The 14,201-nt window shown below is 36.6% G+C and carries 12 protein-coding genes; 8 read left to right on the top strand and 4 right to left on the bottom strand.

The features are described from left to right. Window positions 1–17: 17 nt before the first annotated feature. The 3 genes from dprA to KEM10_RS06255 all read right to left on the bottom strand — a co-directional run bounded on the left by dprA (window position 18) and on the right by KEM10_RS06255 (window position 2,695). On the bottom strand, window positions 18–1,136 hold the full coding sequence (gene dprA / locus KEM10_RS06265; protein WP_244825593.1) for a DNA-processing protein DprA: 1,119 nt from the start codon (window positions 1,134–1,136) through the stop codon (window positions 18–20). A gap of 495 nt (window positions 1,137–1,631) precedes the next feature. Next, complete coding sequence (locus tag KEM10_RS06260) at window positions 1,632–2,225, bottom strand: outer membrane beta-barrel protein (protein ID WP_212214922.1); 594 nt, start codon at window positions 2,223–2,225, stop codon at window positions 1,632–1,634. A 2-nt stretch (window positions 2,226–2,227) separates the two neighbouring features. Then, entirely contained in the window at window positions 2,228–2,695 is a 468-nt protein-coding gene (locus KEM10_RS06255) for a hypothetical protein (RefSeq protein WP_212214920.1), read from the bottom strand. Window positions 2,696–2,849: 154 nt separating this feature from the next. On the opposite strand from KEM10_RS06255, the gene aroB reads away from it, so the two are divergent. Together aroB and KEM10_RS06245 are read left to right on the top strand one after the other, a co-directional pair. After that, a complete protein-coding gene (gene aroB, locus KEM10_RS06250) occupies window positions 2,850–3,926 on the top strand; it encodes a 3-dehydroquinate synthase (protein ID WP_212214907.1) in 1,077 nt (358 codons plus the stop codon). Window positions 3,927–3,928: 2 nt separating this feature from the next. Beyond that, window positions 3,929–5,152: a 3-phosphoshikimate 1-carboxyvinyltransferase gene (locus KEM10_RS06245; protein ID WP_212214905.1), complete on the top strand. Its 1,224-nt coding sequence runs from the start codon at window positions 3,929–3,931 to the stop codon at window positions 5,150–5,152. Between the two features lie 114 nt (window positions 5,153–5,266). On the opposite strand, the gene KEM10_RS06240 is transcribed toward KEM10_RS06245, so the two are convergent. Next, window positions 5,267–7,147: a vWA domain-containing protein gene (locus KEM10_RS06240; RefSeq protein ID WP_212214901.1), complete on the bottom strand. Its 1,881-nt coding sequence runs from the start codon at window positions 7,145–7,147 to the stop codon at window positions 5,267–5,269. Window positions 7,148–7,254: 107 nt separating this feature from the next. On the opposite strand from KEM10_RS06240, the gene KEM10_RS06235 reads away from it, so the two are divergent. The 6 genes from KEM10_RS06235 (at window position 7,255) to KEM10_RS06210 (ending at window position 14,200) form a co-directional block, all read left to right on the top strand. Continuing rightward, window positions 7,255–7,836, top strand: coding sequence for an RNA polymerase sigma factor (locus tag KEM10_RS06235; RefSeq protein ID WP_212214898.1), 582 nt, complete (start codon window positions 7,255–7,257; stop codon window positions 7,834–7,836). Then, window positions 7,833–9,149: a carboxypeptidase-like regulatory domain-containing protein gene (locus KEM10_RS06230; RefSeq protein ID WP_212214895.1), complete on the top strand. Its 1,317-nt coding sequence runs from the start codon at window positions 7,833–7,835 to the stop codon at window positions 9,147–9,149. Before KEM10_RS06235 ends, KEM10_RS06230 begins: the two co-directional genes overlap by 4 nt. A gap of 81 nt (window positions 9,150–9,230) precedes the next feature. Beyond that, on the top strand, window positions 9,231–9,698 hold the full coding sequence (locus tag KEM10_RS06225; RefSeq protein ID WP_212214892.1) for a hypothetical protein: 468 nt from the start codon (window positions 9,231–9,233) through the stop codon (window positions 9,696–9,698). Between the two features lie 93 nt (window positions 9,699–9,791). Continuing rightward, a complete protein-coding gene (locus tag KEM10_RS06220) occupies window positions 9,792–10,388 on the top strand; it encodes a porin family protein (RefSeq protein ID WP_212214889.1) in 597 nt (198 codons plus the stop codon). Window positions 10,389–10,506: 118 nt separating this feature from the next. Beyond that, the gene (locus KEM10_RS06215; protein ID WP_212214886.1) at window positions 10,507–11,538 is read left to right on the top strand and encodes an NAD-dependent epimerase/dehydratase family protein; all 1,032 of its coding nucleotides are present in this window, start codon (window positions 10,507–10,509) and stop codon (window positions 11,536–11,538) included. A gap of 16 nt (window positions 11,539–11,554) precedes the next feature. After that, entirely contained in the window at window positions 11,555–14,200 is a 2,646-nt protein-coding gene (locus KEM10_RS06210) for a hypothetical protein (protein ID WP_212214883.1), read from the top strand. The last annotated feature ends 1 nt before the right edge of the window (window position 14,201 follow it).

The raw sequence follows: 14,201 nt of genomic DNA, 5'->3' as shown, positions 1-14,201 counted from the left end.
TAATAGCACTTTTTCTTTCAAATTATTCGAAAAGCATTGCCGGGTAAACTTTTTATCAACCCAGCAAACTCCAACGACAACATACTGGCACTTACCTTACTTACCGGAAAGTTACTTTCCAAACTCAATTCATTTGCTGTCATCTCTTTATTTTTATACAAAATATCATACAAGACCTCTTCTTCACTGTTATTGAACTCTTTAAATATTATTCTTTGCACCAAATTATGATTTTTATCACCTTCCCAACCCAATGAATTCATAAGATCCTGAGCATCTTCTATTAGACCTCCAATATTAGATTTTATTAAATAATTGCATCCTTTGGCCAACTCATTACTAACACTGCCCGGGTATGCTAATACATCTCTATTATATGAACTGGCTATTCGGGCAGTTATAACTGCACCTCCTTTAACTCCGGATTCAACAACTACCAACGCATCAACCAAACCAGCCACTATGCGGTTTCTCTTTACAAAATTAGGTTTGTCAGGATTGGTTTGTGTTACAAATTCAGTAATAAGCCCCCCTTGCTCCACCATTTGGGCTGCAGTATTACGGTGTAATGATGGGTAGATACGATCTAAACCGTGAGCCAGAACACCATAAGTATTCAAATTATTTTTTAGAGCTGCCTGATGAGCACAAATATCTACTCCATATGCCAATCCACTAATAATTACCAAATCAGGAAACTGAATTGCCAAATCACCAATTAATTTCTCGCAATTTATTTTTGCATCATCAGAGGCCTTTCGTGTTCCTACAACTCCCAAGACCTTTTTTCCATCCAGGTAATTATCACCTTTTATATACAATAGCAATGGAGCATCTTCACAATAGCTTAATCGCTTAGGGTATTCATCTGAGGTATAAAAAACAGCCTTTATTTGATGACGCTGAATAAAATCTATCTCTTCTTCAGCTCTAGCCATTACATCTGAACTTTTTATTGATCGTGCCACCACGGGCCCTATTCCTGGGATTTTGGCTAAGGTACTTTCCTTTTCTTTAAATACCTCCTTTACATCCCCAACATAGGCCACAAGGTTACGTGCCAATTTTGGTCCGATACCCTTAATGAGACTAAGGGCTATTTGATATCTCAGTAGTTCGGTCAAGTTAAAATTCAATAGAATCCATTAAATATATCTATTAACCTCAAGGTTACCAAATTACTTTTAATAATATTCAGACATCTTTTCAGCACTGAACTAATCCAGCAAAATCTAGAAACTCAACACCATCAATTATTTAAAGAATTTTCTATAAGATATCTTGAATGGATGCTTATTGCATTGTAAAAGGTTAAGGATAGTACTAAGTTTACTTCAGCATGTTTTCTACTTTTTATCCTCTTTTTTTGGTTTTTCTTCGACACCTTATAGCCGAACAAGAGCCGATAAAATTACGAACAGGAGCCAAACAAGTGTCGATAAGATAACAAACAAGTGTCAATTAAATGCCGAACGATTCACGAAGGTAAGTGCATTGCATCTACATTAAAAACCGAAGCATAATAGAATACCCATTGTTAAGTAGCTTAAAGAAAAGTTACAGGCAACAAGTTACCTTACTGCTCTGGCTGCTTATTTTTTGCCTTCTGCCTATGAACTCATAAACTGTCATCACAAGCGCCAGGTCAATCCGGTTGTAACCAATCCCAAATTAGCTCTACCCACCTCCACAAGCATACTAACATCATCGGTTACAAAATACCTAACTCCAATAGCCGGTCTTATTTTAAATTTCACATCTGTCTCTTTAAAATCTTCATAAACTTGCAATTCTTCATTCCAAACATCTTTTTCATTCTTCGATGACCATTCTAATAACATTCCTCCTGTAACATAAAAATCCCAATCTCCCAGAAAAACGGAATAATTGCTCCACTTTTCGATCCACCCGGCCAAATGAACAGAAGCCAATCCTCCAAAAGCCACTTTATTATATCGATGTATATTGGTAGTCAGTGTATCGTTCTTGTATTTATCTCTGTTAAAACCAAACATTCCTCCAAGGCTTAACCAATCATTGGTCCCATATTCAACGGTTAATGAAACTGGTGGAATCTTTGAAATACTATAGCCATCCCAATCATTTTTATCACTATAATCGGCAAATGATATTTTTGGGCTTACATACCAGTCCCCTTTTTTATACTGTGCATTCGCCAATCCAATGATAGAAATAAACAATAGCAGAAAAAATGATCTGAGCATAATTACTTCTCTTTGGTAAGCGTATCAATAAATAATTGTAATTGCTGCAATTGATGCTTATTACAAGCAGCTAATCCTACCGAAGGAAAAAGAGCATGTCGTCCTTGTATAACACCTTCAATCTTCAGCTTCCGGCCTATTACCCCGAGTCCTTTATTAACTTTTATCTTCTTTATTTTATCAGTAGGTACCAATATCCTATTATATTGCCTTCCAAGAGGGAATAAATTATAAAATTTCACATCCACTTTTTCAGCACTTAAAGCAATATCCACATAATTAAATCCTCCGAAATAAAATAGTACAACTGAGAATACAAGAAATCCCCATAAACTAATATCCAAAGTCTGATTTCTGACCTCGATTAAAAGATAATTGGCGGCAACCGCACCTAATGCAATTAATACCAACAAAGCTAAATAGAGGCTCCAGGATCCAACCTGTTTTTTATTATTAAAATGTATATCCATTACTCATTAAAAATTACAGCAACATAAGTCATAATTCGTAAGTTATTTCTACCAATAAATAATGAATTGATATAAATAAACGAGTCGTAACTAAAAACCTATTCCTAATTGCCAAATTTAACTATTTTTGCAAATCAATATTTAAAACTGAACAATGTTTCCGCTAATATCAAAAGAGTCGAACGTATTTATAGTTGATGATCTGACAACAGACATTGAACATCTAATAAAGAATTTTCCGGAGGGAAAGGTATTTCTTCTATCAGATACTGAATCATATAAGCATTGTTTTCATAAAATAGAAAAAGTAATTGGTCTTTGCCCCGAGCGAACCATTGTAATACCTGACGGAGATAATAATAAAGGCCTGGAAGCAGCTGAAAAAGTATGGAAATTATTGAGTGATGGTGGAGCAGACCGAAAATCCTTGCTTGTTACTTTAGGGGGAGGTATGCCATGCGACTTAGGCGGGTTTGCTGCATCAACCTTTAAACGTGGCATTCAATTTATTAATATACCAACTACCTTACTTTCTCAAGTAGACGCTTCTATTGGTGGTAAAACAGGAATTAACTTTGCCGGTTTAAAAAATGAAGTTGGTGTGTTTAATCAGGCCACAGCCGTTTTAATCGACACCAGTTTTTTGGAAACCTTGGATCAGCCTAACATCATTTCTGGTTTTGCCGAAATGATTAAGCATGCCTTCATTTATTCTGCCGATAAATGGGAAGAATTAAAAGCCTTTGATATTTTCAATCCTGATTTGGATAAGCTCAAAGAATTGGTGGCTGATTCAATCCGCATTAAAGATCATTTTGTACAAAGTGATCCAACCGAAAATCATATTAGAAAAGCTTTAAACTTTGGGCATACATACGGACATGCATTTGAAAGTATGGCCATGTACGAAGGCAGACCTATTCTGCACGGATATGCCGTTGCTTTTGGTATGATTTGCGAATTATATTTATCACATACCCGTTTAGGTTTTCCAATGCCTAAGGTGTTGGACTTAGCAGAACAATTGGAAGCTATTTACGGTCATTTTGATTTCTCAAAAGATAAGTACGACGAATTATATCGTTTGATGACCCATGATAAAAAGAACGAAGACAACAAAATCAACTTTACATTGCTTGAAGAAATAGGTAAAATTCAAATCAATTGTCAGGCAACACAAAAAGAGGTTTACGATGCCTTGTACTTTTACAACAACTACAAACAACATTAAAAATGCAACATACGCTTCAGTTTGAGAAAAAGGCAGAAAATGTGCAAGTACAGCTACCTGCCTCAAAAAGCATAAGCAACCGTTTACTATTATTGAATGCTTTAAGCTATAGCCCGTTTGAAATAAAAAACCTTTCAGACAGCGACGATACTAAAGTAATGTTGAAGGTATTAAACGCCGATTCTAATACCTTTGATGTGGGTGCTGCCGGAACGTCTATGCGTTTTTTAACAGCATTTCTGTCAAAAATTGTGGGCGAATGGGTTATTACCGGATCGTCGCGAATGAAGCAACGCCCCATCAAAATTCTGGTTGATGCTTTAACTCAGCTCGGCGCTAAAATTGAATACATCGAAAATGAAGGTTATCCACCTTTGCGTATTTACGGAAGTGCTCTTAAAGGTGGGGACCTTGAATTACCAGGTAATATCAGCAGTCAGTACATTTCAGCATTGATGATGATTGCCCCCAGCATTGAAAATGGCTTAACACTTACGCTAACCGGCGATATCATTTCAAAGCCTTATTTGAATATGACCTTAGCACTGATGAAAGAGTTTGGTGTTACAGGTATCTGGAAAGGCAATTCAATCATCATTCCTGAAGCAAGCTATAAACCGGTAAAATCATCAGTAGAATCAGATTGGAGTGCGGCCAGCTATTGGTATGAAATAGCCGCATTAAATCCGGAATTAAACATTAACCTTAAAGGTTTAAAAAGATATAGTCTTCAGGGTGATTCTAATGTTCAGAAGATATTTAAAGAGCTGGGAATTACAACCAAATTCTCACAAAAGGGAGTACAGCTTATTAACACTGGCAATAAGTGTCGCAAACTTAATTACGACTTTATCAACGAACCGGATTTAGCTCAAACCGTTGCTGTAACTTGTTGTTTGATGAATGTTCCTTTTCATTTTACAGGTTTGCAAACCTTAAAAATAAAAGAAACAGATCGTATTTCAGCTTTGATAAACGAATTAGGTAAAATGGGTTATCAATTGGAATCTAATCAGAAAGATAACTTAAGTTGGAATGGAGAAAAGAAGGAAGTAAGTGGAAAAATTGAGATAGACACCTACAAAGATCACCGCATGGCTATGGCCTTTGCTCCGGCAGCCTTTATGGGATTAGATATGATCATTAACGATCCTATGGTGGTTACCAAATCATATCCTCATTACTGGGAAGATTTAAAAATGGTTGGCATTACACCTACAGAATAAAGTATTCTTGATAAAATTTAAAACGGGATCATATCTTGATTTACAAAATGTAAGTAAGATACGATCCCGTTTATTTTTGACTTTAACCTGTTTATTTTTTCACTTTCGGATTGATTATTCTCCCAAAGCAACCTGCTTACTCAACGACTCAGCCGTCTTAATCAACCTTACCATTTCGGCTTTAAATCCGTCTTCATCATCACCTCTGGCAGCTTTTGCTATCATTTGAATATCTTTAAATTTCATATCTCCGATATAATGCGATTTGCTGAGTTTCATACCGAACGCAGCCACTGAAGCAGCAAACCTAAAATCATCTGTAGCCTCGTTAAAATCATCCACTGATCCTTTAATGGCAAATTCCATTAACTGACTTTTATGTGCATCAGGTTGTTTGTAACGTAGTTTAAGAGTTAACCATTCATCACTTATTTCAGCATTTCGGCGAACCTGATTTTTTTGGTATTTCAATTTATCCACCTTCTTTATCCAGTCATCAGCATCCTCTGCTCCTTGCGGAATAATCTCGTACAAGGCTGTAACCGTATGTCCTGCTCCTATTTCACCGGCATCTTTCGTGTCGTCATTAAAATCTTCTTTATTCAATAAACGGTTTTCATAGCCGATTAAGCGATAAGCCAACACTTTTTGAGGATTAAATTCAATCTGAAACTTAACATCTTTCGCAATGGTAAATAAAGTACCTCCAAACTCACTGACCAGTGTTTTTTGCGCTTCCTGCAAATTATCGATATAGGCGTAATTACCATTTCCCTTATCAGCAATAATCTCCATACGATCATCTTTATAGTTTCCCATTCCAAAACCCAACACAGTCATATAAATGCCATTGTCTTTTTCTTCCGAAACCAATTCTTCCATGGATGCATTGGAACTGACACCCACATTAAAATCACCATCTGTTGCCAAAATAATGCGATTATTTCCACCTTCAATATAATGCTCCTTAGCTGTTTTATAAGCCAGTTTCAAACCAGCTCCTCCAGCCGTAGATCCACCAGCCTGTAGACGGTCCAATGCCTCCAGAATTTCTTTTTTGTTTTTACCCGACGTAGGTTCCAACACCAGGCCGGCAGCACCTGCATAAACCACAATAGATACATAATCTTCATCTCTCAATTCATTCACCAACAAACGGAATGATGATTTGAGCAAGGGTAATTTATTCCCGGCATTCATCGATCCTGATACATCAATTAGAAAAACAAGATTGGAGGATGGCAGATTTTCTTTTTCAATCTCTTTGCCTTTCAATCCTACTTTCAGCAAATAATGTTCTTCATTCCATGGACAAGTTGCCAATTCTGAACCAACAGAAAATGGATCTTCATCTTCGGGACTTTTGTAATCGTAATTAAAATAATTAATCATTTCTTCCACTCTCACAGATCCTTCGGGAGGTAACATTCCTTGATTCAAGTATCGACGTATATTGGTATAACTGGCCCTATCCACATCAACCGAAAATGTAGACAATGGCTCATCGCTTACCTGTTTGTATCCATTCTCAGCAACAGAAGCATAACTCTCTGTATTAAAATCCTGATCGTAACTAACGAAAGAACTACGTCCTCTAATACGAATCCCCGATCTTTTCTTAACAGCAACACCGGCCACAGCACCACTTATGGATTGTAGTATATTTTTATCATATCCCACAACTACCACTTCTTCCATTTCAGCTACATCATTCTTCAATACTATGTCTATCCTTGTCTTTCCCTTAACTTTAATTTCCTGAGGAATCATCCCAATAAATGAATAAACAAGAATATCCGAATCGGAGTTAATTTTTATCTTATACTCTCCGTTCGCATCTGTAATTACACCTGTTTGCGTTCCTTTAATCACAACACTTACACCCGGCAGATCAGCACCTTCTTCATCACTTACTTTACCATTAATAACTCTTTGAGCCATCATTTGAAAACTCATCAGAGTTAATATCATCATTGTTAATACAAAACGTCTCATAGTCATTGTTTTTTAGTTAGACACTTTGCCTATAGGATGCATGCTCTTCAATGATTCCATAAAATTCTTTGATATTTTTTCTACTTTTAGAGAATTCTAATACACCTATGATTCAAAATATCTTTAAAATCAAACTCTTAAGCGATGAATTGCTGGTAAGAAAATTTCAAGAGACCCAAAACCTTGATTTTCTTGGGCAGCTTTATGAAAGATATATGCATCTGGTTTATGGTGTATGCCTGAAATACCTAAAAAATAAAGAAGAAGCCCAGGATGCTGTGATGGGCATATTCGAAAAACTCAATAAAGAAATTCCCGGTAAAGAAATAAATGATTTTAAGCCCTGGCTGTATGTTGTGGCAAAAAATTATTGTTTGATGCATTTGAGAAAAGAACAAAGCACTAAAAAGAAATCAGCTGAATATGAAAAAACTGAACTTTTTTTTATGGAAAACGAAGACGATGTGCATCCTACTAATAACTGGGAGCCCGATGAGCTTGACTCTCGTTTGAAAGATTGCCTTGAAAAATTAAAAGACAGGCAACGAAGCTGTATTGAATTATTTTATTTTAAAGAACTTTGTTATAAAGAAATAAGCGAAAAACTAACACTGGACATCAAAAAAGTGAAGAGTTATATTCAGAATGGAAAACGCAATCTGAAAAACTGTATGGAATCAAAAGCATGAGTAATACAAAAGGAAATAATAAAATCAATTCTTTGGCTACATTCTTCCACTATCTGAAAGGAAAGATGAATGCCCGGGATGAGCATGCCTTTGAACGAGATTTACTTAACGATCCTTTTGAAGCGGATGCTTTAGATGGATTTAAAAGTTTTGAAGAAGATGAAATCCGAAATGATCTGCAGGCTATCCGAAATAAAATTCCATCACCTCATACTATTTCCAATCCATTTATTAGCAAAAAATCGTTTGCTATTGCAGCTTCCATTATTGTAATTATGGGTCTGGTCTCTGTTTTGGTATTTCTTCAACCCGACAAACCTGTTTTAGTATCTGAACAAATAGAAAAAGAGGCACTTTCTAATAAGAAAAGCAACCAACCTGCAGTAAAAGAAATACAAGAGAAAGAAGAACATCAACCTATCATTCAACCTGAAGAAGAAATAGCTGAGATAATTATTGAAGATAGTCAAGTTGAATACGAGTTTGACAAAGAGTCTGAAACTCAAAAATCAAATGATCAGCCCATTAAAGCAGATGCAAAAAAGGCTTCAATGACAAAAGCGAAAAAAGCCGAACTAAAACCGGTTTCTATTGAACCACAGTATAAAATTGCATCTGCACAAAGAAGACAACAAGCAGATAGTGGCAATCAACAGGTGGTTGGCACCCTTAAAGGAGCCGAATTTAGTGGTGGCGGTTACGGCCAGTTAGAATTGGTAACCATCCAGGGAAAAGTTAATGATCGATATCAACATCCTGTAGCAGGTGCCAATGTGCAGGTAAAAGGAACAAAACATGCTACTATCTCCAAATCTGACGGTAGCTACGAATTACAGTTTCCTTTGAGCGATACATCACAGCCCATTACAGCTTCATTTATTGGCTATAAACCTGCTGAAATGATTCAAAACAGTCAGGATAGCCTTAATTTCACTCTCGACGAGCAATTTTTCACTTTGAGTGAAGTCCAAACAATTTCAGTGGATGAAGAAAAAATAAGACAGTCAGAAGAATATATACCGGCAGAACCTGAAATTGGAATGGATGCTTACATGGATAAATTACTGGAACAGATGCAATATCCCGAAAATGGAACCGGTAAAAAAGAGACTGTTGTTGCCATAGTAACCATTTCGGATAAGGGTGATGTAAAAGACATTGAAATTAAACGATCACCTGACAATGTTTTTTCAATAGAAACCATCCGCTTAATTAAAGAAGGTCCTCTTTGGAAACCTGCACGCCAATATGGAATGCCCATACAGGATGAAGTAAAAATAAAGCTTCAGTTTATACCAAATGATGAGGAGTAAAACACAATCAGAAAAAACATTTTCGATGTTACTTTGAAAATCTGATCAAGGCATTATCTTTGAAAATATATCCATGAAGCTATGAGGAAAAAAATCAATTATGGGAAAATACACAGCTTACTTTTCACAATTGTTTTCGCAGGCGTTCTACTTTCTCGTTGCAGCACAAACGATCCATTAATCACATCTACCTATTTACTTGAGGACCAATGGTTATTAGCAGAAGTGACTGCGCCCGATTTTCCTTTCCCCACTGATCTGGACACCAATAGCATTTCTATTGTCTTTCCTAAAACGGAAGAATACGAACTATTTCTTTCTGAAAAAAGTTGTTCTGGTTCATACATTGCCAAACAGAATGGCGAAATTGAATTTACCCGTACCAACTGCTCTGCTGATTGCTGCGCCACTGATTGGGATTATTACTTTTTAACACTATTAAATAAATCAACTACCTTTGTGGCAAAAGATGGTGAAAGTTTACGATTAAGCATCGACAGCAACAACTATCTGATTTTTGAATTTCAGAACAGAACATTTATCAACTAAGAACTTTCTACATTTTTTTATACGTGTAAACATTTTTTTAATTGTCTTTTTATTGAGACGTTAAGTTTCTTATTTCAAAAAAACCTAATAATGATGAAAAAGCTAATTGTAATAACTGCCCTATTGGGTATTATTGCTACAACAAATGCGCAAGACAGAATAGCTATTGGATTAAAAGCAGGATTTAACTCAACTAAACTGAATTTATCTGATGTTCCTTCTGAAGTTGAAGTGAAAAATGAAGCCAAAAGTGGTTTTTTGATTGGTGCATATGGTAAACTGAGATTAACCGAATCGTTCTCAATACAGCCTGAATTGTATTATGCAAAAAAAACATCTGAACTATCAGTAATTGATGGAGCGGACTCAGAATCAATCGATGGTACTTTTCACACATGGGATGTACCCATCTTAGCTAATCTTCAGATTTTAGATTTATCAGTTGTTAAAGTTTACGGTATTGCAGGTCCGGTTGCATCCTTTATAGCTAAAACAAAAACAGATATACCTGAATGGGATGATTTCAAAAGCACCAACTGGACATTTCAGGCAGGTGCCGGAGTTGAAGTTTGGCGATTAACTGCTGATGTACGCTACGAGTGGGGTATGTCTGACATTTCTAAACTAGACATAGGTCAGAAAACTGATGTACTAACATTTTCTGTAGGATTTAAACTACTCGGATTATAATCCGTAAAAATATTACCCAAATCTTTTATAAAAAGAGCCGGCTTCCAATTGGAGTCGGCCTTTTTTGTTTTCAGATATAGTAGGAAAACAGTAAATTACCATTCCTAAAATTGTTGATATGAACACCATTCTTGTTACCGGAGGCACTGGCTATGTAGGCTCCTGGATTGTTAAGGGATTATTAGACAAAGCATACACTGTACGATTAACAGTAAGAGATAAAGACAATACTGCTAAGTTTGAAAATCTTAGGCAAATAGCACTAACTACAAAAGGTAAGTTAGAGATTTGGGAGGCTGACTTATTAGAAGAAGGTTCTTTTGATGATGCCGCCCTGGGATGCGATGCAATTTTACATGTAGCTTCCCCTTTTACACTGCGATTTAAAGATGCACAACGTGACTTGCTTGATCCGGCCATCAAGGGTACGCGAAATGTGCTTTATGCAGCAAGCAAATCAGGAACGGTTAAAAAAGTTATCTTGACTTCAAGTGTAGCAGCCATACATGGCGACACCAAAGATATGACCGAGCAAGGATTGACCGAATTTAACGAAGAACAATTTAATCAATCCAGTTCGTTGACACATCAACCTTACTCATTTTCAAAAGTTGAAGCAGAAAAAGAAGCCTGGAGAATAGCACAAGCTCAGGACGAATGGAAACTGGTAGTTATCAACCCGTCTTTTGTTATGGGACCATCTTTATCTAGTCTTTCCAATTCTGAGAGTTTGAACTTTATGAAAGATATTCTATCGGGTAAATATGCAATGGGAGCACCTGCGATCATGTTTGGATTTGTAGATGTTCGTGATGTTGCCAAAGCCCATATTCTGGCGCTTGAAAACGAAAATAGCCAAGGTCGTCATTTACTAGCCGAACGCACTATTGACGTTTTGGAATATGCTCAATTGATTGAAAAAGCATTTCCTCAAAAATTTAAACTTCCCAAAAAGCATGCGGCAAAGTTTTTGTTACTTATGGTAGGCTGGATGTTTAAACTGAGTAGTCAATTCATCAAACGTAATGTGGGCTATCCTCTCCGCTTAAACGCATCTAAAAGTCGTGAAGCATTAGGATTGGATTATATTCCCTTAGAACAGACCGTAAAAGATATGGTAACCCAAATGCTTGATGATAAGCTTATCTAATCTAAACACATTGACAATGAAAAATCTTCTCTTCCTCTTTACATTATTTTTCTGCCTTAATAGTTATTCTCAGGTTAAACAAGATGATCCGTTTGCAAAGATGGATAAAGATTATCAGGCACGTATGGATCGAATGAACCAGGATTATGAAAAACGCATGGAACGCATGCAGAAAGAATATGAAGAACGCCTGGAAAAAATGAATAAAGCCTTTGAAAGCTACCTGAAAAAAGGCTTCACCGAAGTAGAGCAAACCGAGAATAAAGAAAAAGTTGCTGAAGTTCCTAAGCCTGTTGACCAACCTGCTTTTGATCCGAAAGCAGAAGAACCTGTTGAAGATGTAGCCCCTATACCTATTCCATCACCTATAAAGCCTGATATTGTTTTAGGTGAGGCAGATGCCTTTTCGATTACACCTATGGCTGAAATATCAACAGAAACTAAGGAATATCAACAGGATATTGAAATTGATTTCTTTGGTTCAATAGCTTCATTGATGATTGACAGCCGAATGAAATCACTCAGCCTAAAATCAGTTAAACCACACAGCTTTGCAAAATACTGGGACGATTTCACCCAAACATATTATCAGATTTATATCCAGTCTATAACTGATTATGCACAGCAGAAAAACCTTAACGACTGGGGAGTTTACCAGCTTATTAAAAAGAGCTCTGAAAAAATATTTCAGTCAGCAAACAACAGAGAAATGTGGTCCTGGGCTATATTAAATCAGGCCGGATATCAGGCAAAAATAGGGTACAATAATCAAACCGTTAGTCTTCTGCTTCCGTTTATACAGGAAATTTATGAGAAACCATACTATAATATCAATGGAGATAATTATTACCTCTTTAACACAAGAGTAAATGCAAAAAACATTTATACCTATACCGAAAGTTTTGGTGGAGCAACCAGAAAGATTGATTTACATCTTCCGTTTAGTCTTAATTTTACTGATCCATCCAATATTGTAGTTCGCAAAACAACTCTTCCTGATGATGAAGTTCCCATAGAGCTGCAGATGGATAAAACCATTATTGCTTTCTTAAACAGTTTTCCACAAACTGAAAACTCAGTGTATTTGAATGCTGCCATGTCAGGTATTGTAAAAGAAACTTTACTGGAGCATTTAAAACCAAAAGTTGATGGCCTATCTGAAACTGAAGCAGTCAGCTATCTGCTAAGTTATTTACATCATTCCTTTGAATATAAAACCGATCGCGAGCAGTTTAATCGTGAGAAAATGTTTTTCCCGGATGAGATGTTCTACTATCCATACTCCGACTGTGAAGACCGAACTGTTTTATTTACACGTCTGGTTAATGATCTATTAGGAATGGATGTTGTTGCTCTTACCTACTTTAGCCACATGGCGGCAGCAACTGCTTTTAGCACGCCGGTTGAAGGTTATTCTGTAATGGTTGATGGACGAAAGTACACCATTACCGATCCTACCTTTATTAATGCACCCATTGGCGCTGTAATGCCGGAGTATGAAAAATACAAACCCATTGCCATTAAAATCAATAACGACAGCCGATCGAATAATATGTGGCAAATGATTGCCAGGTCGCTTGAAGAAGGTAATGAAGGGAAGGTATTTATTTCCAACCGCCAATTAGCCGAAAATGGGAACTATATGTTATCTGGTTGGTTTACCGATCAGATTAATATTAAAGGAAACACCTATCAGGCATATGGTGGAACGCGTGACCTATGGTATGCAACTTTTGATGGAGGAGGTGAATTGCAGTGGTTTGTGCCGGTTAATTGCTCCAACAACGCCTTTAGTCAGGCTTTTAATGTGGGCAAAGAAGGAAATGTGTATTCTCTTATTAATTATTCGGGTTCGGTAAATATGAATCAACGCAGGTTGGCCAGAAGCGATCAACCTGCGCACTTGATTCTGGGACTCTCCAGTCAGGCATACCCGGTGTTAAGCGAAAATTTAGATTTTGAAGTGCCAGAGGGGAAAAAACTGGCCTTTTATGGAAAATACAAACCGGATGGCACCCGTATAGACTTATTGTCATTTCCTACAGAGAAAGTAACTTTTGATTCACAAATTACGGTTGATTCCAATAATGAGATTGTAGTACGTGGTGTTGTTGGAGAAATAGAAGGATTTACCAAAGAAGTACCCATACTATTATCCAATGCATCATTTAGCGCTGAAGACCAGATTGAGAGTTACATGAAGACATTTATCGATCAGCAATATAATAGCCACATGGTTGCCTTATTTAGCGCCTTGAAACTACTATCGCTAAACGGTGGACGAATGTCGGGAATGACAGTTCGAAACCTGCTAAACAAGAATAATCCTGATTTTTACAAACGCAATCCGAAGATCTACGAGGGATTGCTTCGTATGCAATTTGTTATAAATGATGCAGGGGTTATAAAAGTAGAAACTTACAAAGGGCAAAATATCTCACTCTTCTCTATGAAGATCAAAAACAATAGCAATCTACAGATTATTCAACCGGACGAAAACCACTACGACATTAAATTTTTGAATGGAGTTCAAGTAGGTAAAGCTATTGTATGGTACGATTTAAATTCCATTCAACTGAATGGTAACACCGGCGACATGGTATTTGATTACGATAGTGATCATACCAGAAAAACAGTAAACATTAATGAAGTCGTTGATTAAA

This window comes from Carboxylicivirga linearis, assembly GCF_018271995.1.
In the GTDB taxonomy this organism is placed as follows: domain Bacteria; phylum Bacteroidota; class Bacteroidia; order Bacteroidales; family Marinilabiliaceae; genus Carboxylicivirga; species Carboxylicivirga linearis.
The sequence above is the reverse complement of the archived record's forward strand: the minus strand, read 5'-3'. Positions and strand labels throughout refer to the sequence as shown.